Raw genomic sequence first — 21,319 nt, forward strand, 5'->3', positions numbered from 1 at the left:
AAAGCCCGGGATCGAAAACCCGGGTTTTTTATGTTTTTACTTCAAGCTGATAGCTTCTTACTTCTAGCTATAGTGGCATTTTTTTTGCATGTATTTTATACATTACTCAGTCGGCCAACCACGGAGCTGAAATGGATCACCTGCTGTATATCGCCATGTCGGGTGCCAAAGAGAATATGCACAGTGTCTCTTTGCGCGCCAATAACCTGGCCAACGCCAATACCACCGGCTTTCGTGCCGATCTGGAGCAGGCCCGGGCCATGCAGGCCTTTGGCGAGGGGCTGCCTAGCCGGGTATTTGCCATGACGGAAAGCCCGGGGCAAAACTTTGCCGCCGGCCCCATTCAAACCACGGGGCGGGATCTTGACGTGGCCGTGGCCGGTGACGGTTGGCTGGCGGTAGAAGCCGCAGACGGCACCGAAGCCTACACTCGCTTTGGTAACCTGCAGGTCTCGGTAGAAGGCCTGTTGCAAACCAGCACCGGCCTCAATGTGCTGGATGATGGCGGCAATCCCATCGTATTGCCGTTGCCGCTGGAAAAAATGGAAATCAATAAAGACGGTACCATCTTTGCGCGGCTGGAAGGTGAAGCCCCCAACGGCGGTGCCGAGCTGCAGCGCATAAAAACCGTGCTGCCCGCCAATGATGAAATAGAAAAAGGCAATGACGGCCTGTTTCGCCGCAAAGACGGTGAAGCCGAGCCTGCCTCAGCCCAGGTGCAGCTGATTGCCGGCGCGCTGGAAGGCAGTAACGTCAACCCTATTGCCGAAATGACCCATATGATCGATTTGCAACGGCGCTTTGAGACTCAGCTTAAAATGATGAGTCACGCCGAAGAGAACGACAAAGCCCACGCCCAGCTGTTGCGTATTGGTTAAAGGAGAGCAGAATGAACCCCGCCTTGTGGATTAGCAAAACCGGGCTTGATGCCCAGCAGACCAATATCTCGGTGACCTCCAACAACCTGGCCAACGCCAGTACCGTTGGGTTTAAAAAGGGCCGGGCCATCTTTGAAGATCTGCTCTATCAGAATGTGCATCAGCCCGGGGGCCGCGCCACCGCCGACAGCAACCTGCCTTCGGGCCTGATGGTAGGGGCGGGCAGCAAGGTGGTCGCTACGCAAAAAACCTTTACTCAAGGGAGCGTTCAGACCACAGACAATGCCCTGGATGTGATGATCGACGGCCGTGGCTTTTTTGAAGTGCTGCTGCCCGACGGCACCACAGGATACACCCGCAACGGTCAGTTTGCCCTGAACGATGAAGGCATTATCGTCACGCCCGGCAATGGCTATCCGCTGCTGCCGGAAATGCAGATCCCGGAAAATGCCCAGAGCATCAGCGTGGGCACCAACGGAGAAGTCTCGGTACAGCTGGCGGGTCAGGCCGAGGGACAAGTCATCGGTCAGATTATTGTCACCGATTTTGCCAACCCCGCCGGTCTGCAGCCCAAGGGGGAAAACCTCTATCTGGAAACCCAGTCCAGCGGTGCGCCGCTGCAGGGCATTGCCGGGGCTGACGGATTTGGCACCCTTAAGCAGGGCATGCTGGAAACCTCCAACGTGAACGTGACCGAAGAGCTGGTCAACCTGATCCAGGCTCAGCGGGTGTATGAAATGAACTCCAAGGTTATTTCTGCCGTGGACGACATGCTGGCCTATGTGAACCAGCAACTGTAATGCGAGGTGGGTAATGAAGCTTGTTCTGATCGTGACTGCCGGTCTGCTGCTGAGCGCCTGCACCTCCACGCCCTATACTCCCAAGCCTGACGATCCGGCCTACGCGCCGGTGATGCCCGGGCCTGGCCATGAGCAGTTGGAGCCCAACGGTGCCATTTTTCAGGACAACTACGCCAACAGCCTCTATTCCGATATAAAAGCCCATCGGGTAGGGGACATTATTACCGTCGATCTGTCCGAGTCGACCCGTGCCCAGAAGCGGGCCACGACTCAGCAGGCCAAAGACAGTGGTCTTAATATCAATCCGCTCAACATTGGTGGCCAGCCGATTAATATTGGCGGCTATCCGGTGACGGCCAGCATGTCGAGCAATAACGAATTCGATGGTCAGGCCAATACTAACCAGAGCAACAGTCTGCAGGGCAGCATTACCGTGAGCGTGGCGCAGGTACTGCCCAACGGTAACCTGATGGTGCAGGGTGAAAAATGGCTGATGCTCAATACCGGTGAAGAATATGTGCGCATCAGCGGCATGATACGGCCGCAGGACATCAGCTCCGACAACAGAGTGGAATCCACCCGCGTGGCCAATGCCCGCATTTATTATGGCGGTACCGGCGACTTTGCCAACACCCAGAACCGCGGCTGGCTGGCCAAATTCTTTAACAGCCCCTGGTTTCCGTTTTAATGAGGCTTAATGCATGAAAGGGCTTACCGCAATTTTACTGGGCATGACACTGCTGGCATTACCGGCACAGGCTGCCCGTATCAAGGATATCAGCTCGGTGGCCGGCGTACGGGCCAACCAGCTGGTGGGCTATGGTCTGGTGGTGGGTCTGCCCGGCACCGGCGAGCGCAACAACGCCTTTGCCCAGCAAACCTTTCGCACCATGCTCACCAACTTCGGCATTACCGTGCCGGATAATATGCGGCCTAAAATGAATGATGTGGCACCAGTGGCGGTGCATGCGGAGCTGCCACCTTTTGCTAAGCCCGGGCAAACCATAGATGTCACCGTCTCGGCCATTGGTGAAGCCAAAAGCCTGCGCGGCGGCAGCCTGTTGCAAACCTTTCTGAAAGGGGTGGACGGCCGGGTATATGCCCTGGCTCAGGGCAGTCTGGTGGTGGGCGGCCTGGGGGCCGAAGGAGCCGACGGCTCTTCCATTATGATCAACACGCCCACGGTAGGCCGCATTCCCGCCGGTGGCATGGTGGAGCGGGAAGTGCCCAGCTCCTTTGCCCGTGGTGACACCATCACCTTTAATCTGCACAGATCCGACTTTACCACCGCCAAACGCATGGCACAGGTGATCAACGATCTGGTGGGCCCAGCCACGGCTCAGGCGCTGGATGCCACTTCCGTGACTGTTTATGCGCCTCGCGACCCCGGTCAGCGCGTCAGCTTTTTGTCAACGCTGGAAAACCTGACGGTGGATGTGGCCGATGAAGCCGCCAAAATTATTGTGAACTCCCGTACCGGCACTGTGGTGATTGGTCAGCAGGTGCAGCTGAAACCGGCAGCCATTACGCACGGCGGCCTGATCATTACCATCAACGAAAACCCGCAGGTATCCCAGCCCAATGCGCTGGCTGGCGGTAATACGGTAGTGGTGCCTAACACCGGCATTAACGTGGAGCAGCAGGACGGCCGCATGTTCAAGCTGGACACCGGCACCACCCTGGACGATCTGGTGCAGGCAGTGAATCAGGTGGGCGTGGCCCCGGGCGATCTGGTGGCCATTCTCGAAGCTCTGCGGCAGGCCGGGGCCATTCAGGGTGAACTGGTGATTATCTGACGGCATTAACCGGAGGCCGCATGAAAAACCTCGATACAGTGCAAAATAGTCTGCTGGCCAACGACATTCAGGGCCTGGACCGGCTGCGTCAGCAGGGCTTTGAGCAGGACAGAGGCAAGGCGCTGGATGAAGCTGCCCGCCAGTTTGAAAGCCTGTTTACCCAGCAGTTGTTCAAGTCGATGCGCGATGCTAACAAGGTATTTGAATCAGACAGCCCCATGAACAGCCGCTATACCCAGTTTTATCAGGATATGCACGATCAGCAGATGAGCAGTGAGCTCAGCCGGCAGGGCAGTCTGGGGCTGGCCGATCTGATAGTGCGCCAGCTGGGGGGCGGTGAAGACGCCAGTGCGGCCACCGAAGCCCGCCACTTCAGCCTGGATAATGTTCGCCGTATTAATGGCAAGGTAGTGCGGCCGCCGGACGCTGAGCAGACAGACAACGCCAGACCGCCGCTGAAAGCGGCAAAAAATGCTCCCGAGGATGCCGTTACCCTGACGGCAGGTCAAAAATTTGACTCACCGGAAGAGTTTGTGCGTCGCTTGTTACCCGCCGCCACTGCCGCCGGTGAGCGGCTGGGGCTGGATCCCAAAGCCATGCTGGCGCAGGCGGCGCTGGAAACCGGCTGGGGCAAAAAGATCATCGGCAGAAAAAATGGCGAGTCCAGCCATAATCTTTTTGGCATCAAGGCCGATAAAAGCTGGAAAGAGCAAAAAACCTGGGTCAGCACGCTGGAATATGAGCAGGGCGTGGCCGTTAAGGTACAGGCACCGTTCAGATCCTATGCCTCATTCAATGACAGCTTTAACGATTATGTGCAGTTTCTGAATGACAACCCCCGCTACGGCCAGGCACTGGAGCAAACCGGCTCACCGCGGCAATATTTCAAGGCCCTGCAGCAGGCGGGCTATGCGACCGATCCTAACTATGCCAGCAAGCTGAGTGCGGTGCTCGACACCGTGAACCGGCTGGCATCACAAGCATAAGGACACATCATGGCTGTTGATATGTATCAAACCGGAGTAAGCGGCCTGCTGGCGGCACAGGCCCAGCTGGCCACTACCGGTCATAACATTGCCAACGTCAACACCGAAGGCTACAACCGGCAGCGGGCCGAACAGGCCACCACAATGCACATGTTTTCCGGTGGCAACTTTTACGGTACCGGCACCCGGGTAACCGACGTAACCCGCATGTATCAGGAATATGCCTTTCGTGATGTGCTGGTCAACAATACCGAAAAAGCCGGTGCCGAAGCCCTGTATAATCACCTTACCTATCTCGACAAAACCATGACCAGTGTGAACGCCGGTCTGGCCAGCAGTCTGGATGATCTCTACGGCGCCATTAACGCGGTAGCCGATAACCCGGGCAACCTGGGCAACCGTGAGCTGATGCTGGCCAACGCTCAGGACATAGTGGATCACTTCAACGAGTTTTACAGCTCACTGGAGCAGGAAAAAATGATCAAAAACCGGGATATCGAATCTCGTGCCGATCATATCAGTTCGCTCACCGCCGGCATTGCCGAGCTGAACCAGCAGATTATGAACGCTGGTCAGAATGGTACCCCCAATGATTTGCTGGATCAGCGTGATCGGCTAATTCAGGATCTGGGCCAGCAGGTGCAGATCACCACCCTGAAAGACAGCAACGGCATGATCTCCGTCATGCTGAACGGCCGGGAGCCGCTGGTCTCCGGTAATCAGGCCTATCAAATGGAAGCGCGTCCCGGCTCACCGGATCATCAGCAAACCGAGCTGTATCTGGTGCCCCCCAACAGCAATGGTCAGGCTACTCGCATCAAGGGCAGTCAGGCCCTGGGCGGCGAAATGGGGGCGCTGTTTCATTATCGGGATCAGGTACTGGGGCCCAACCTCAGCGACATGGGTAAAACCGCCATCGCCATCGCCGATGCCTTTAATAAAATTCAGACACAGGGCGTGGATCTGAACGGTGAGCCCGGCAAAAACATGTTTAACGACATCAATGACCCGGAAGCCATGGCCAAGCGTTTTGTGGGTAACAACCCCAATGTGACCGGCGAGGTGGAGATTACCGATACCGGCAAGCTGACCGGCGGGGAATACAGTCTTAAATACACGTCGACGGGTGGCTATGAACTGACCGATATTACCACCGGCAAAAAAGAAAGTTACGCAGACATAACCGATTTGAATACGGGCCTTGAACAGCTTGGCTTTCAGCTTACCCTCAATGAAAATCCGGCCAACTCCCTGGCTCCGGGCGATGAAATGCTGATCCAGCCTACCCGGCAGGGGGCTATTGATCTGGAGCTGCAGCTGAATACCGGTGATCAAATTGCTGCTTCCGGCTCTGTCGTCGTCAGTCCGAATGGAGATAATACGGGAACCGCAAAACTAGAACTGAGTGCTGATAATCAGGCCCATTTGCCACAAAAAGACAGCCCCTGGACGGTAAGTTTTGATGGCAGCGGTAATTATACGGTTGATTATGTGGATTCATTGGGAGCTAGCCAAAGCGTGACAGCGGCGTTTGATCCAAACAATCCTGAAATCACAGTAGAAGGTGTGACCATCAAGGTAAGTGGCACGCCGGCAGAGTTTGATCAATTTGAAATCCGTCAGGCCGGTGGCTCGGGTAATAACGAAAACGCCCTGGCCTTTGCCGAACTGCAGAACAAAAAATGGCTCAATAACGGCAAGTCTACCGTGACCGATAGTCTGAACCAGACTGCCGTGGGCATTGGCAGCCTGACCCGAAATCAGGGCGTTAAAGCCGAGGCGGCAGGGGCGGCCTATCAGCAGTCTTACGATCGCATGTTGTCCACTTCCGGAGTGAACCTGGACGAAGAAGCCGCCAATCTGCTGCGTTTTCAGCAGTCTTATATGGCGGCAGCCCGGGTGGTGTCCACCGCCAGTGAAACCATGAATACCCTGTTGCAGATCCGCTAAGGAGTCATAATGCGTGTTGCCAGTTTTCAGTTTATTCAGCGTAACCTGAATAACATCAGTGCCAGAACGTCTCAGGCCAACGATCAGCTGGGCAAAATGTCTTCCGGCAAGCGGGTAGAACATGCCAGCGAAGACCCGGTGGCGGCCAACGGCATCCTTAACTACAAGCAGGAGCTGCGCAAGCTGGAGCAATACCAGAACAACATCAATCTGGCAGAAAACCGGCTGCGACGGGAAGAATGGGCCTTAAGCTCTGCCGAAACCACCACTCAGCAGGTAAAGGAAATTATGCTGGGGGCCAACAACCCGGCCATTACTCAGCAGGAACGGGACGCCTATAAAGAAGAGCTGCAAAGCCGCATCGATGAAATGCTGGATCTGGCCAATACCCGTGATGAATTCGGCCAGTATATCTTTGGTGGCTTTCAGACCGACAGCTCCCCTTTTGTGCGTAATCCCGACGGCTCTGTGAGCTATGCCGGAGACGGCGGCCAGCGCGACATGATGGTGGGTGATAACGTAAAGGTGGGCATTAACCACAGCGGGGAACTGGTATTTGGCGGCGTACCAAACCCGGCAGGTGACTTTACCGTGGCTTATGACCTTCAAGGTGACTCGCGGGACGATAACCTGAGGGTGGAAGAGGCTTCTATCAACCCACAAGACAGGGCTAATTTTGCTGACGCTGATAAATACACCATCACATTTGAAGATGATCCCGCTAATCCAGGCGGAATTGCATTCAGAATCAAAGACAGTTTGGGTAACGACTTTCCAGCGCCTGGAGATCCTCCCGAGCCTTACACTCCGGGAGATACCATAAAAGCTCCGGGGTTAAATATCACCATAAAAGGTGAAGCCAAGGCAGGTGATAAAATTACTCTGTCATCTGAGGTGCAGGACGGTACCGGTCAGGACACCCGCGATGTGTTTGACGTGCTGAACCGGGCTAAGGAATGGCTGGAAACCGACGGCCATAATCCCTCGGGCCAGAGTGAAATGATTGAGATTCTGGGAGAGCTGGATGCCATGGGCAGCCATTTTACCCGAGTGCGCGCCGATACCGGTAACCGCATGCAGCGCATCGAAAACCAGCAGGTGACTCATGAAGACATGAGCCTGACCCTGAACAAGCTGCGCGGCGGCATGGAGGATCTCGACTATGCCAAAGCCACCGGCGAGTTCAGCCAGACCATGGTGGCCCTGCAGGCCACTCAAACCATGTTCGGCAAGGTGCAGAGCATGAGTCTGTTTAATTACATTTAATTAATGTGAATTTTAGTAAAACACGTGGTCATTCCGGCCTTTGAGCCGGCATCCATTCTGAAGGCAACAATGCATTCAGCTGGTGACTGTGCTCCATGCCATGGACTCCGGGTCAGTCATGCTGAGCTTGATTCAGTACCGGAGTGACAGTGTTTGTAGGCCGCGTTTAATTGCGGCCTGCAATACTTACAGCTGATAGCTTATGGCTTACAGCACCCGAAGGGGTTTACTCGATCACACAATCCACAAAATACTGCGTCTCGCCCTGGTGCTGTTCTGCCACCAGACCGTGAATATAGGTTTCAAAGCCCGGGAAACGCTGGTTAAACTCACGGGCAAAGCGCAGATAGCTGATAATGGTGTCGTTAAACACTTCACCGGGAATAAGCAGCGGAATGCCGGGGGGGTAGGGGGCTACCATTACCGCTGTGGTGCGACCGGCCAGCTCGTCCAGGGGCACCCGTTCAATGTCTTTGTGGGCCATTTTGGCAAAAGCCTCTGCCGGTTTCATCGCCGGCACCAGATCCGACAGATACATCTCAGTGGTCAGCCGGGCCACGTCGTTTTCTTTATACACAGCGTGAATTTGATCGCACAAGTCGCGCAGGCCCACCCGCTCATAGCTGGGCTGACTCTGCACAAATTGCGGCAAAATCTTCCACAGCGGCACGTTCTTGTCGTAATCGTCCTTGAATTGCTGCAGCTCGGTGACCATGGTATTCCAGCGGCCCTTGGTAATGCCGATGGTGAACATAATAAAGAAAGAGTAAAGCCCGGTTTTCTCGATGACGATGCCGTGCTCGGCCAGGTATTTGGTCACCACCACGGCAGGAATGCCCGACTCGGCAAACTGGCCCTTCATGTTAAGGCCGGGAGTAAGGATGGTGGCCTTGATGGGATCCAGCAGGTTAAAGCCGGGCTCAATATCGCCAAAGCCGTGCCAGCTGTCTTCCGAGCGCAGCATCCAGGCGTCCCGCTCATCCAGACCATGGTCGGTCAGATCATCCGGCCCCCATACCTTGAACCACCAGTCGATGCCATATTCGTCGTCCACCTTGCGCATGGCCCGGCGAAACTCCAGCGCTTCCGATAACGACTCTTCCACCAGCGCGGTGCCGCCCGGCTCTTCCATCATGGCGGCAGCCACATCACAGGACGCAATAATGGCGTACTGCGGGCTGGTGGAGGTGTGCATCAGGTAGGCTTCGTTGAATACGTGGCGATCGAGCCGGGTTTTTTCGCCGTCCTGAATAAGAATTTGCGACGCCTGAGACAGGCCCGCCAGCAGCTTGTGAGTGGATTGAGTGGCAAACACCATGGAATCTTCACAGCGGGGCCGGCCTTCGCCAATGGCGTGATAATCGCCGTAAAAGTCGTGAAAAGCGGCGTGAGGCAGCCAGGCTTCATCAAAGTGCAGGGTCTCTATTTCGCCGTCGAGCAGATCCTTTATCTCCTCCACGTTATACAGAATGCCGTCGTAGGTGGACTGGGTAATGGTCAGCACCCGCGGCTTGGCATCGGGGTTTTTGGCCAGGATTTCCCGGCAGAAGGGGTTGGCTTCCATTTTTTCACGAATGCGCGCAGGCTCGAATTCGCTGCGGGGAATGGGGCCGATAATGCCGTAATGGTTGCGGGTGGGCATCAGAAACACCGGCACGGCACCTGTCATCATAATGGCGTGCAGAATTGACTTGTGACAGTTGCGGTCTACCACCACGATATCACCCGGGGCCACCGTGGAGTTCCATACGATTTTGTTGGAGGTAGAGGTGCCATTGGTCACGAAAAACAGGTGATCGGCATTAAAAATGCGGGCGGCGTTACGCTCGGAGGCTGCCACTGGACCGGTATGATCCAGCAACTGGCCCAGCTCGTCCACCGAGTTGCATACATCGGCACGCAGCATGTTTTCACCAAAAAACTGATGAAACATCTGGCCCACCGGCGATTTCAGAAAGGCCACACCGCCGGAATGCCCCGGGCAGTGCCAGGAATAGGAGCCATCCTGAGCATAGTGGGTAAGGGCACGGAAAAACGGCGGTGCCAGTGAGTCGAGGTAGCTTTTGGCTTCACGAATAATATGCCGGGCCACAAAGTCGGGAGTGTCTTCGTGCATATGAATAAAGCCGTGCAGCTCCCGCAGAATGGCATTGGGAATATGACGGGCAGTGCGGGTTTCACCGTAAAGGTAAATGGGAATATCCGGATTTCGGTGGCGAATTTGCTCCACAAAGCGGCGCAACTGCTCCAGCACCGAATGCGCTTCCTCCCGGCTGCCGGCCAGCTCTTCATCGTCGATGGACAGCACAAACCCCGCAGCCCGGCTCTGCTGCTGGGCAAAGGAGGTCAGATCGCCGTAGCTGGTATAGCCCACCACGTCCATGCCAGCTTTTTCAATGGCTGAAGCCAGCTCACGAATGCCGGAGCCGCTGGTGTTTTCGGAGCGAAAATCTTCGTCAATGATGACGATGGGAAAGTAAAAGCGCATTAAAAGTCCCTTGTTGCTTTGAGCAAATGCCACAATCATAGCCTAGCCGCATTCTACTGCCTGACCGAAAGCCTTACAAAAGATAGTTATGCATTAAGAGTGATTAAATAATATTGAGTGAAGGGTGATGAGCAAGAGGTGTGGAAAAGAGACGGCGTCGCAGGCACTATTTGAGGCTGGCTTAACACAGGACATCTTCATGCCCGGAATTCTTCGACTTGCCGGCCTTGGGCTGGCGGCCATTTTGCTGGCGGGTTGTGCCACGGCACCCCCCAAACACCCTGAAAATATATGCCGTATTTTCGAGCAATACCCCGACTGGCATGATGCAGCCGACAACACACGCAAAAAATGGGGTGTGCCTGCTCATGTGACCATGGCCATGATGTATCAGGAAAGCAGTTTTCGCCACGATGCCCGGCCACCGGTACGCTGGTTTTTATTTATTCCCTATGGCCGGGCATCCAGTGCCTATGGCTATGCGCAGGCCAAGGATGAAACCTGGGCCGACTACCGGCGGGAAACCGGTAACGGCTGGGCCGACCGGGACGACTTTGATGATGCCATGGACTTTATGGGCTGGTATATGAGCAAAACCAGCAGGCTGAACGGCATCTCAAAATGGGATGCCTACGGTCAGTATCTTAATTATCACGAAGGCTGGACCGGCTACCGCCGCGGCAGTCACCTGAAAAAGCGCTGGCTGCTGGGGGTGTCGCGCATGGTAGAAGCCCGCGCCAAGCGCTATTCCGAGCAGTATTGGAGCTGCAAGGATGACCTTAACAGCGGCTGGTTCTGACGACCCCTTCGGGGAGCGGTAAGCGGTAAGCGATCAGCTTTAAGTGGAGTAGTGGTTTTTGAGGTGTGCCTGTTTGGTACAAGCTGTTTGCTTGATGGGCTCCGGCCTGCGCCGGAGCGACGGTGAATATATCGTCATTCTGGCGAAGGCCAGAATCCATTGTACAAACCACACAGAAACTTCAGGCACCACCTCGTATCGGAAGGCCCTAACAGAACAACTGATAGCTGATAGCTTACGGCTTTGTGTTCAGGTATTTGTCCATTTCTTCCGCGGGTACCATGCCGCCGCCGGTGGCCCAGACCAGATGGTGGGCGCGGGCCAGGCGGGCTGCGGTCAGGTTCATGCGGGTTTTATAGCCGGAGTTGTCGTTTTCTACCCGCCAGGGGCCGGGCATGCCGGCCAGAGCCGAGGGCTCAAGGCGAATGCCTTCTTGCTGTTCCAGTAACCTGAGCAGGCTGAACATCTCTTCATCCGACAGTGTATAAAAACCATCCAGCAGCGGGGCCATGACCCGGCCCACAAAGCCGGATGCCCGGCCCACCGCCAGCCCATCGGCGGCGGTAATATTATCAATGCCCAGGTCCTGCACCGAAATGGCGTCGTGCAAACCGGTATAGACTCCCAGCAGCATGCAGGGCGAGTGGGTGGGCTCGGCAAATACACAGTGCACCGCATCACCAAAAGCCAGCTTAAGGCCAAAAGCCACGCCGCCCGGACCCCCGCCCACACCACAGGGCAGATACACAAACAGCGGGTGTTCTTTATCCACTTTAATGTGTTGCTGATCCAGTTGGGCCTTCAAGCGCAGGCCAGCTACCGCATAACCCAGAAACAGCTGTACCGAGTTTTCATCGTCAACAAAATGACAGTAAGGATCGTTTTGTGCCTCGGCTCTGCCCTGAGCCACTGCCACTGAATAGTCACTTTGATATTCCACCACATTCACGCCATGGCTGCGCAGTAATTCCTTCTTCCACTCCCGCGCATCCGCCGACATGTGCACGCTCACCTTAAAGCCCAGTTTTGCACTGATAATGCCTATCGACAGGCCCAGATTGCCGGTGGAGCCCACGGCAATGGAATAGCGGCCAAAAAACGCCCGGAATTCGTCGCTGTCGAGTCTGGCGTAATTATCGTTCAGGCTCAGCAGGCCAGCCTTCAGTGCCAGCTTTTCAGCATGGTGCAGCACTTCATAAATGCCGCCCCTGGCCTTGATGGAGCCGGACACCGGCAGCAGATCATCCCGCTTCAGCAGCAGGGTGCCGGCAAGCTCATGGCTCAGCCGGGCATTCATGGCGTCTTGCATGGCGGTAATGGGCTGCAGCGGTGACTCCAGAATGCCATTCAGTGGCCGGGTATCGGCAAACACCGCTTCAAAAAAAGGCGCAAAGCGGCTCAGGCGGGCTGCTGCATCGGCCGCATCGTCGGCGGTCAGGCCCACACCGGCAAGAGCCTGATCCAGTGGCTGGCGTTCGGGGTTGAACCAGCTGACCGGCGTCAGTGCCATTAGTGTGTTCAATAGCGGAAAATCAGCGCACAGAGCCTGAATGTCGCTCTGGGAATAATGGGGATGTGAGTGCATAAAACGAGTCCTGAAAACAAGCTGCGGCCAGTATAGCAAAACAAACGCCGCGATAATCCGCGGCGCTGTCACTACTGCTTCTAATCCCCAGGTTTTATTTCTGCCGGGCAAAATACTCTTTGGTGAGCCTGAACACTACCGGACTCAGCAGGGCCAGGGCAATCAGGTTGGGAATGGCCATCATGGCGTTCATGGTGTCGGCCATCAGCCAGATAAATTCCAGTGACTGAGTGGCACCAATCGGCAATGCCAGCACCCAGGCAATGCGAAAGGGCACTATGGCTTTCACACCAAACAAAAACTGCACGCATTTTTCGCCGTAGAAACTCCAGCCCAGAATGGTGGTAAAGGCGAAGATCGCGAGCGCCACTGAGACGATATATTCGCCGCCGGGAATGGCCAGCGAAAACGCCAGGGTAGTGAGCGAGGCGCCGGCCTCACCACTGGTCCAGCTGCCGGTTACAATAATGGCAAGGCCGGTTACCGAACACACAATAATGGTATCGATAAAGGTGCCCAGCATGGCAATCAGGCCCTGACGCACCGGATTGTCGGTTTTGGCAGCCGCATGAGCAATGGGGGCACTGCCCAGACCTGCTTCGTTCGAGAACACCCCACGGGCCACACCAAAGCGAATGGCCGCCCATACTGCCGCACCGGCAAAGCCACCCTGAGCAGCAATGGGAGTAAAGGCGTGCTCAACAATCATGACAAAAGCGGCGGGGATCTCGCCAATGTTCATGATCAAGACCACAATACCGGCCGCAAAGTAGGCGACTGTCATCAGCGGCACCAGCTTGCCGGCCACTTCCGAAATCCAGCGAATGCCGCCAATCAGTACCATGCCCACCAGTACCATCAGCACCACACCTGTCATGGTGTGAGAAATACCAAAAGAGGCATCCAGCGCATCGGCAACCGAGTTGGCCTGTACCGTATTACCAATGCCAAAGCCGGCAATGCCGCCAAAGATGGCAAAGGCCACACCCAGCCAGGCCCATTTCGCACCCAAGCCGTTACGGATGTAATACATGGGGCCACCCACATGGTTGCCCAGTTTATCGGTCTCGCGGTATTTCACCGCACACACCGCCTCGGCATATTTGGTGGCCATGCCTACCAGGGCCGTCATCCACATCCAGAACAGAGCACCCGGGCCACCAAAGAAAATGGCCGTGGCCACACCGGCTATGTTGCCGGTTCCTATGGTGGCTGAGAGTGCCGTCATCAGGGCGTTGAAAGGTGAAATTTCGCCGGCACCCGTTTCGGTTTTGCTGAACAACAGTTTAAAGCCGGTGCCCAGCTTGCGAATGGGCATCAGCCCCATACCCAGTTGCAGATAAAGGCCCAGACCGAGAATACCCACCAGCATGGGCACGCCCCATACCACGCCGTTAATGGAGGTAAGCAGTGAGGTGATCCATTCCATCGGTGTCACTCCTGAAAGTTAATAATGTCATTATTGAATTGATGCCGCCTAAGACTAGACCCATTCAGAACATTAAAGCCAGCTAAAAATAACACTGCATAATGTGTCTTAATGCCGTGATCACACTTTTGTGCCCGGAGTAGCCAAACCGGCTGGCCAGTTTGGCGGGTTCGGCACCGGGCTGCAGGGCGGCCTGCAGCAGTTGTTGCTGAAATCCGGTTAATGGCGTCCGGGGAAGGGTATGAGTAACAAAGCGGCGCAGGGCAGGGCAGTCGGCATGCCAGTCTCTGTGATAAAAAGCCAGGTCATGGGCCCGTTGCCCATCCTGTGGCAACACTGTGTCTGTACTTTTTGGCTGGTGGTCGGCCATAAACTGCTGCTGCCATATTGGCAGCATGGCCCGGGCCTGTGAGCTTGCCGGCCAGAGCATCATGGCTGCCTTTAGGCCGCTGACGCCATCAGTATTCAGCCCCATGCGTACCAGCGAAAACTGATTTTGCTGCCAAAATGCCATCAACTCCGGGCTGGCACCAAAGCTGGTACCCAGAAAATCGCAGCTGGCATGCTGTTTCAGCCAGTCAAGCAGTTGTGAACCAACGCCCATGCCCTGGCAGGCCGGATGTACCACAATGCGCATAATACGGTCATAGCGGAAGCGACAGGCATCATAATGGCCACCATGAAATGCCAGTGACTGCGGCAGCAAGTGCCCGCGCGGGCGGCGCTGGCCACGCCAGATAGCGCTGGCCAGCTGCGGCTCCAGCTCACCTTCCCGTATTACCAACACTGCTGCCACCGGTATTTCACCGCGAAATGCAGCGACTACCGTCACGCCGGGCGCATCCAGCAGCTGGCGCAGATCACTGGGGCGAGTCTGATAATGAGCCAGAGTAAGCAGACCAAACAGCTGCTCCAGCGGGGCATCATGTTGCAGCAGATCAGTCCGGCTCAGGGCGCGAATGGCCAGCGCGCCTGTGGTGGGCGGCATTGGCGGCTCCGCATTCAGGGCCAGCAGGGTAAACAGCAGCGGCTCCAGCGGATCCGAGATGCTCCAGCGGGCAGGAATATCAAGGTGCAGCTTGCGCCAGCGCGGAAACAAAGCTGCCAGTGCCGGCTGAAATTTAAGCGTAAAGCCAAGGCCGGTGCCTTCATAGCCGTGCTCTGTGCTGGCAAACACACAGGTATATTGCCGTGCCAGGGCCAGCAGCATGGGCACCGGAATGGCGGCCGCTTCATCCACCAGCACCAGATCAGCATCGGGCTTTGTTTGCAGCAGCGCATCCGGTGCTGTAAAGGGCAGGAGCCGGCTGCAATGGGTTTGCGCCTGAACGGCCGCGCCCGGGCTTGGAGCGGTTAACACCACTTCTTTACCCGCCTGCAACCAGCGTTCAGCAACGCGCCCCAGCAGGCTGGACTTGCCCCGGCCCCGGTCGGCGGTCAGCACCACAGGAACCCGTTGGCGGGCGCTGTGCAGTATCACCGCCAGGGCATGGCGTTGTTGTGCATTCAGGCAGCCATTGCGGTCTGGCTGGCATTGCCAGCGCGGGCCCGGATGGAGGATTGGCAGATTGAACGGCTGCCCCTGACGGTGAATTAACACATCGGTATTTGCCTGCAACAGGCGTACAAAACGGGCAATAAAATGACTGTAAAGGTGGTCTGCCTGCTCGGGCAGAGCCACATAGCGACGCAGATCCGGGCAGCCAGACTCAGGCCAGTGCGCCAGCGGCGGGCACAGCAGCAGCAGCATGCCGCCGGCGGCCAAGGCACCGCCAGCAGCCCCCAGTGCATCGGGATGCAAACCGCTGAAGGCATTGAACACCAGCAGAGAATATTCCCGCCCAAGAGCGCTGTGATATTTGCTGATGGGGCAGTGGGGCTGTTCGGCAGGAGCTGCTCCCAGCCAGAGGTGGGTGTCATTACATGCTGGCAGCAGGCGTTGTGCCTGCGCTTGTGCCCAGTGAGCATCGCCGCTCAGCACCAGCAGGCGACGCTCACCCAGCCTGTTCAATTGCCGGCAAAAGCCGGGCCAGTCAGTCAAACAGCCGCTCACCGTTTTCGTCTATCAGCCGCCGGGCTTTGGCAATCATCAGCTCGGCAGCCAGTTCGGCACTGGGCAGCAAATCGGCTCTGATCAGCCGGTATTCGCGCGGTTCACCATTATGCTGCTGCACAATGCGACCCTGCAGACGATATTGTCCGCCTTCGGCACCGGGCTCGGGAATAATGGTGAATCCCTTGTACTCCACCGGCTCAAAGCGGGGCCCTGCAGGCGCGTGTGAACTAAACAGATTTTTCAGCCAGCCAAGCATGGGTTACTTCCACACTTGCAAAATCACGTCGTCGGCGACATTCACAATGCCGCTTTTTTTCTCAAGCTTTTTGACCTCGTCCATATTGGAAATCACCACCGGCGTCAGCGTGGATTTGGCTTTTTGCTCCAGCAAATCCAGATCAAACTCCAAAATGGTATCGCCTTTTTTTACCTGCTGACCTTCCTGAGCTATGCGAGTAAAGCCTTCGCCTTTCAGCTCTACCGTGTCGATGCCAAAATGCACAAACAGCTCCAGACCCGAATCGGACTCAATAGAAAAAGCGTGGTTGGTTTCAAAAATCTTGCCAATGGTGCCATCGCAGGGAGCCACCATTTTGTTGCCGCTGGGTTTAATGGCCAGGCCATCACCCACAATTTTTTCGGCAAACACCACATCCGGCACTTCCTCAAGGGGGACAATTTCACCAGAAAGCGGGGCAAACACCTCAATGGCATCGGCAACATTGGTATCGTCAGACACCATTTTTTTCAGTTTATCGAACAGACCCATTGTCTCAGCTCCTGAAGGATTCACTCGATGATGATAGCACGGCCATAAAGCGAATAAACAGCCATCAAAAAAGGCGCCTTGAGGCGCCTTTAAAGGGTAACTGCTAATTACTGCTGCAACTCCTGATCGGTAAACAGACCCTGGAACAGCGCTGTGCTCAAATAGCGCTCACCGGAGCTGGGCAGAATCACCACAATGTTCTTGTCGGCAAACTCTGGCAGAGCGGCAATGCGGTTAGCAGCCACTACGGCCGCACCGGAGCTGATGCCGGCCAGAATGCCTTCGTCTTTCATCAGGCGGCGGGCCATGTCGATGGCTTCTTCGCTGGTCACCTGCTCTACGCGGTCTACCAGAGACAGATCCAGGTTGCCGGGAATAAAGCCGGCACCAATGCCCTGAATTTTGTGCGGGCCGGGTTTGATTTCGTCACCGGCCAGGGCCTGAGCAATCACCGGAGACTCTACCGGCTCTACTGCAACGGTAGTAATGGCCTTGCCCTTGGTGTGCTTGATATAGCGGGATACACCAGTGAGGGTGCCGCCGGTGCCCACGCCGGCCACAAACACATCCACTTCGCCGTCTGTGTCTTCCCAGATCTCGGGGCCGGTGGTTTTTTCGTGAATTTCCGGGTTGGCCGGGTTGTTGAACTGCTGCAGCAGCACGTATTTTTCCGGCTGAGACTCTTTCAGCTCCATGGCTTTTTCAATGGCACCCTTCATGCCCTTGGCTCCGTCGGTCAGCACCAGGTTGGCTCCCAGGGCTTTCAGCAGCTGGCGGCGCTCCAGGCTCATGGTGTTGGGCATGGTCAGGGTAATGGCATAACCACGAGACGCCGCCACAAAGGCCAGAGCAATACCGGTGTTGCCGCTGGTGGGTTCAATCAGCTCTTTGCCGGCCACCAGCTCACCACGCTTTTCAGCGTCCCAGATCATGTTGGCACCAATGCGGCACTTAATGCTGAAGCTGGGGTTACGGCTTTCTACCTTGGCCAATACCCGGCCCTGGCTAACCCGGTTCAGTTTAACCAGCGGTGTGTGGCCAATAGTAAGGGAGTTGTCTTCAAAAATTTTGCTCATGGTGGCTGTCCCTGATGTAAATAACGAAAAAGTGAAGTACCGTCTCAGCTTAACCCTTCCGCCAGGAATGAGAAGTGACGATTTGTTATAACAATATGTTATTAAATGATAAAATCATATTCCTTTCAGGTTGGCCAAGGCGGCGTTCACCTTACATGTGATCATTGTCACGCCGTTTTTTAAGCTGGAAGCAAGATTTTTGCTGCCTGCTTGTCTTAAAGTCATTCATAAACATCACAATGCTGGCCTTTACAGGTTTTCAGCAACAAGTCGAGTACCGGGATTGAACAATGAAAAGAACCATTATTTTAAGCTGGGTATGCAGTTTATGTTTATTCAGCTTTGCTCCCCAGGCCGCTACCTGGCAACAGGAGCCCGATGCCCGCCTGCAACTGCATCAGCTGGGGTTGGAGCTGTCTCTTGCGGATGTGCACAGTGGCATTACCGAGCGCTGGCAAAAAGCGGTCACTGCTGACACTGCCTCGGAAGCCGCCGATGATGAGCTCTGGCTGTCCCTGGCTGCCTTTTGGCGCGAATGGGCAGCGCTGGAATTTGAAGACCGGCAATATCTGCGCACGCAAAAACTCATACTTTCCACAAATCAGGGTGAAATGGAGCAGCTGCATCAGGCGGCAGCCAGCCCCGCTGAAGCCGGCGGTCGCCGGCAACTGATCCAGCAGATTATGCCGGCGTTCAATGATTATGAGCAGTTACAGCTGCAACTGGCCCGGCTGCTGGCCATGGCTGACGAACCCTGGCCAGCACTGGCCGGAGCCACCTTGCGGCCCGGTGATCAGGGCTCGCGGGTGGCGCAGCTGCGCCAGCGCCTGCAACGGCTGGGTGACATGGCCGAAGCCCCGTCGCTGCAGCCTGCGCTGTTTGACAGTAGTCTTGAGCAGTCCATCAAGGCGTTTCAGGCCCGTCATGGCCTGACCACAGACGGCGTAGTGGGACCGCGCACTTACCACTGGCTCGACACCAGCCCGCGTCACCGGGCGCAGCTGCTCATGCGCAGCATGTTGCGTACCCTGATAGGCGACAGCCTGCCCAGCTCTTATATGCTGGTAAATATTCCCGAATACCGGCTGCGGTTATATCAGGATCAGGTCATGGTGCTGGAAAGCGATGTAATAGTGGGCCGCAACAGCCGTAAAACGCCCATTATGCACAGCAGCATTACCAACGTGGTGGTTAATCCGCCCTGGAATGTGCCGCACTCCATTATGACCAAAGACATAGTGCCCAGACTCTATCGCGATCCGGGTTATATCTCGCGCATGGGTTTTGAGGTGATCGACAGTGCCGGCAGGGTGGTGCCCGGTGAAGAGTGGCAATATGTGCTCTATATGGAAAACCGTTTTCCGTTTCGCCTGCGGCAAAAGCCCGGTGCCAGCAATGCGCTGGGTGCCTGGAAATTTCACCTGCCCAATAACGATGCCATTTATCTGCACGACACCCCGTCTCGCGGCTTGTTCTCCCGCGACAGCCGGGCGCTCAGCTCCGGGTGTGTGCGGGTAGAAAATGCCGAGCAGCTGGCGCACTGGCTGCTTGATGCCACCATCTCCCGTGAGCGGCTGGCGCAGCTTAAAGCCGCCAAGCGCACCCGCTGGTTAAAAGTGAAAGAGCCGTTACCGGTATTTATGGTGTATTGGCGCGGCTGGCTGGCCAACGGAGACTTGCCTCAGTTCAGGGATGATATCTACGAGTTTGACCGCCGACTGGCCAACCCCTTTAAAAGCAGCCTGCAGCAAGAACAAATGAGTCTGATGGGGCTAACATCCATGCCCTTATAACTAATGGTAATTGATCCCTGCTGTTAATGGGGGTAATTTTTATCCGCGAAAATTAATCCTGCCGGACCGGCCGGTGAAGAGTTTACATTGCTCTTTACGGCCGGTCCGGCTTTCTTTGTGCGCTTATAGGAGGTTATATGTTGTCGCGCTCTGTGGATCGTCGTCGTTTTTTACTGGGGTTGGGAGGCTTGGGAGCTGCCGCCATGATGGCCAGCCCGGCACAGGCCAGCCTGTCGGCTCCGGTACGCACGCTGAGCCTGCATAACCTTCATACCGGCGAAAAAATAAGCGCCAGCTTCTGGGAAAAAGGTCATTACATAGGCGACAGCCTGGCATCATTCAACAAGGTTATGCGCGACTTTCGCAGCAACGAGGTGCACCGCATTGATCCCAGACTGTTTGATCAGCTGTTTTTGCTGCAGCACCGTCTGGGCAAGCAGGGCGAGATTCAGATCATCTCCGGTTACCGTTCTCCCGCCACCAACGCCATGCTGCGCAGCAAAAGCTCGGGCGTGGCCAAAAAAAGCTACCACATGAAAGGTCAGGCCATTGATCTGCGCCTGCCCGGCATAGAGCTGGCGCATGTGCGCAACGCCGCTAAACAGCTGGCCGTGGGAGGGGTGGGTTATTATCCCGGCTCCAACTTTGTTCACCTGGATACCGGCCCGGTACGCAGCTGGTAAAAATGATCTACCCATAACGCAGTAGCACCGCACACTGCCACCGGCATCACCAGCAGGTTGATAAAGGGCAGGCTGGAGCACAGTGTGACGCTGGCACCAAACCCCCAGGTAAGCCGGCGCTTGCTGCCCAGCTCCCGCTGCATCAAGGTAAAGTCGATTTTGTGGTTATCAAAGGGGTAATCACAGTACTGAATGGCCATCATCCAGGCGCTGAAGGCAAACCATACCAGTGGTGCCAGCGTCTGGCCCACAACGGGTACCAGAAATAATAACAGGCAGCCCAGCGCCCGGGGCAGGTAGTAGGTCATTTTGCGCCACTCTCTGCCCAGCATGCGGGGTGTGTCTTTAATCAGGTCCAGCCAGCCGCTGTCGGGCACCGGATTGCCGGTGAGTTTCAGCTCTACCCGCTCTGCCAGCAGGCCGTTGAACGGAGCGGCCAGCATATTGGCAAAGCCGGTAAACACAAACGAAAAGCCCACCGCTATGGTGACCAGTGCCAGCGGCCACAGCACATAGCCCAGCCAGTGCAGATAATCCGGGGTCTGCTCTTCCAGCCAGGTGAACATCACTTCCAGCTGAGTAAACAGATAATAGAAAGCGCCGCCAAACAGCAGCAGATTAACCAGCAGCGGAATTAATACAAAAGGACGTAAATCCCGCTCACTGATAAGGGAGAGCCCCTTCATCAGATATTGTGGCCCGCTGGCGCTGTGATAACTGACCGACATAACAATCCTCACCATAAAATGAAGCGCTTATTCTAAAGAAGGGAGGTGCTGGCTGCCAGCGTGCCACATCAGCAAAAACAGACGCGCGAAAGTGGCTGTCGCAGCGTATTTTTCATGCCAATGGCGGCATCACGGGCAAAAACGTCAATATTTTGTGGACTCTGGGCCAGTCAGGCACTTGTCAAATTGTAATGGTAAACATACCCTTGTCGCAGTATTGGGAACCCCCTATTAGAG

The 21,319-nt window shown here is 55.9% G+C and carries 18 protein-coding genes; 10 read left to right on the top strand and 8 right to left on the bottom strand.

Features of this window, described 5'->3' with window-relative positions; translation table 11 throughout:
* Window positions 1–131: 131 nt before the first annotated feature.
* The 7 genes from flgF to flgL are packed head-to-tail and all read left to right on the top strand — an operon-like array spanning window position 132 to window position 7,676.
* A complete protein-coding gene (gene flgF, locus N2M06_RS04800; RefSeq protein ID WP_317073972.1) occupies window positions 132–878 on the top strand; it encodes a flagellar basal-body rod protein FlgF in 747 nt (248 codons plus the stop codon).
* Between the two features lie 11 nt (window positions 879–889).
* Window positions 890–1,678 (top strand): flagellar basal-body rod protein FlgG, encoded by a 789-nt coding sequence (flgG, locus tag N2M06_RS04805; protein WP_019933524.1) that lies wholly within the window; start codon window positions 890–892, stop codon window positions 1,676–1,678.
* A gap of 13 nt (window positions 1,679–1,691) precedes the next feature.
* The gene (flgH, locus tag N2M06_RS04810; protein WP_346351781.1) at window positions 1,692–2,366 is read left to right on the top strand and encodes a flagellar basal body L-ring protein FlgH; all 675 of its coding nucleotides are present in this window, start codon (window positions 1,692–1,694) and stop codon (window positions 2,364–2,366) included.
* 13 nt (window positions 2,367–2,379) lie between these two features.
* On the top strand, window positions 2,380–3,474 hold the full coding sequence (locus N2M06_RS04815; RefSeq protein WP_346351782.1) for a flagellar basal body P-ring protein FlgI: 1,095 nt from the start codon (window positions 2,380–2,382) through the stop codon (window positions 3,472–3,474).
* A 20-nt stretch (window positions 3,475–3,494) separates the two neighbouring features.
* Window positions 3,495–4,460, top strand: a complete 966-nt coding sequence (gene flgJ / locus N2M06_RS04820; RefSeq protein WP_019933527.1) for a flagellar assembly peptidoglycan hydrolase FlgJ — start codon at window positions 3,495–3,497, stop codon at window positions 4,458–4,460.
* 9 nt (window positions 4,461–4,469) lie between these two features.
* A complete protein-coding gene (gene flgK / locus N2M06_RS04825; RefSeq protein WP_346351783.1) occupies window positions 4,470–6,410 on the top strand; it encodes a flagellar hook-associated protein FlgK in 1,941 nt (646 codons plus the stop codon).
* 9 nt (window positions 6,411–6,419) lie between these two features.
* On the top strand, window positions 6,420–7,676 hold the full coding sequence (flgL, locus tag N2M06_RS04830) for a flagellar hook-associated protein FlgL (RefSeq protein ID WP_317073977.1): 1,257 nt from the start codon (window positions 6,420–6,422) through the stop codon (window positions 7,674–7,676).
* Between the two features lie 226 nt (window positions 7,677–7,902).
* Here the strand turns inward: flgL and N2M06_RS04835 are convergent, their stop codons facing one another.
* Window positions 7,903–10,164 carry an arginine/lysine/ornithine decarboxylase gene (locus N2M06_RS04835; RefSeq protein ID WP_346351784.1) on the bottom strand — a complete coding sequence of 754 codons (2,262 nt, stop codon included), beginning with the start codon at window positions 10,162–10,164 and terminating at the stop codon, window positions 7,903–7,905.
* A 199-nt stretch (window positions 10,165–10,363) separates the two neighbouring features.
* On the opposite strand from N2M06_RS04835, the gene N2M06_RS04840 reads away from it, so the two are divergent.
* Window positions 10,364–10,963, top strand: coding sequence for a hypothetical protein (locus N2M06_RS04840; RefSeq protein WP_346351785.1), 600 nt, complete (start codon window positions 10,364–10,366; stop codon window positions 10,961–10,963).
* A gap of 235 nt (window positions 10,964–11,198) precedes the next feature.
* On the opposite strand, the gene dsdA is transcribed toward N2M06_RS04840, so the two are convergent.
* From dsdA to cysK, 6 genes are all read right to left on the bottom strand, one after another.
* Window positions 11,199–12,548: a D-serine ammonia-lyase gene (gene dsdA / locus N2M06_RS04845; RefSeq protein ID WP_346351786.1), complete on the bottom strand. Its 1,350-nt coding sequence runs from the start codon at window positions 12,546–12,548 to the stop codon at window positions 11,199–11,201.
* Between the two features lie 94 nt (window positions 12,549–12,642).
* Window positions 12,643–13,977, bottom strand: coding sequence for a sodium:alanine symporter family protein (locus tag N2M06_RS04850; RefSeq protein ID WP_019933533.1), 1,335 nt, complete (start codon window positions 13,975–13,977; stop codon window positions 12,643–12,645).
* Between the two features lie 82 nt (window positions 13,978–14,059).
* Window positions 14,060–16,018, bottom strand: a complete 1,959-nt coding sequence (locus N2M06_RS04855; protein WP_346351787.1) for a GNAT family N-acetyltransferase — start codon at window positions 16,016–16,018, stop codon at window positions 14,060–14,062.
* Entirely contained in the window at window positions 16,011–16,289 is a 279-nt protein-coding gene (locus N2M06_RS04860; RefSeq protein ID WP_346351788.1) for an HlyU family transcriptional regulator, read from the bottom strand. The genes N2M06_RS04855 and N2M06_RS04860 overlap by 8 nt, the downstream gene beginning before the upstream one ends.
* A gap of 3 nt (window positions 16,290–16,292) precedes the next feature.
* Entirely contained in the window at window positions 16,293–16,802 is a 510-nt protein-coding gene (crr, locus tag N2M06_RS04865) for a PTS glucose transporter subunit IIA (protein ID WP_346351789.1), read from the bottom strand.
* 107 nt (window positions 16,803–16,909) lie between these two features.
* Window positions 16,910–17,878, bottom strand: coding sequence for a cysteine synthase A (cysK, locus tag N2M06_RS04870; protein WP_346351790.1), 969 nt, complete (start codon window positions 17,876–17,878; stop codon window positions 16,910–16,912).
* 290 nt (window positions 17,879–18,168) lie between these two features.
* On the opposite strand from cysK, the gene N2M06_RS04875 reads away from it, so the two are divergent.
* Together N2M06_RS04875 and N2M06_RS04880 are read left to right on the top strand one after the other, a co-directional pair.
* Entirely contained in the window at window positions 18,169–19,671 is a 1,503-nt protein-coding gene (locus N2M06_RS04875; protein WP_346351791.1) for a L,D-transpeptidase family protein, read from the top strand.
* A 137-nt stretch (window positions 19,672–19,808) separates the two neighbouring features.
* Entirely contained in the window at window positions 19,809–20,354 is a 546-nt protein-coding gene (locus N2M06_RS04880) for a DUF882 domain-containing protein (RefSeq protein ID WP_019933539.1), read from the top strand.
* Here N2M06_RS04880 and cysZ read toward each other — a convergent pair.
* Window positions 20,321–21,082 carry a sulfate transporter CysZ gene (cysZ, locus tag N2M06_RS04885; RefSeq protein ID WP_317073989.1) on the bottom strand — a complete coding sequence of 254 codons (762 nt, stop codon included), beginning with the start codon at window positions 21,080–21,082 and terminating at the stop codon, window positions 20,321–20,323. The two genes, N2M06_RS04880 and cysZ, sit on opposite strands and share 34 nt — an antisense overlap.
* Between the last annotated feature and the right edge of the window lie 237 nt (window positions 21,083–21,319).

The sequence above is a fragment of the Oceanimonas sp. AH20CE76 genome (assembly GCF_039654065.1).
In the GTDB taxonomy this organism is placed as follows: Bacteria; Pseudomonadota; Gammaproteobacteria; order Enterobacterales; family Aeromonadaceae; genus Oceanimonas; species Oceanimonas smirnovii.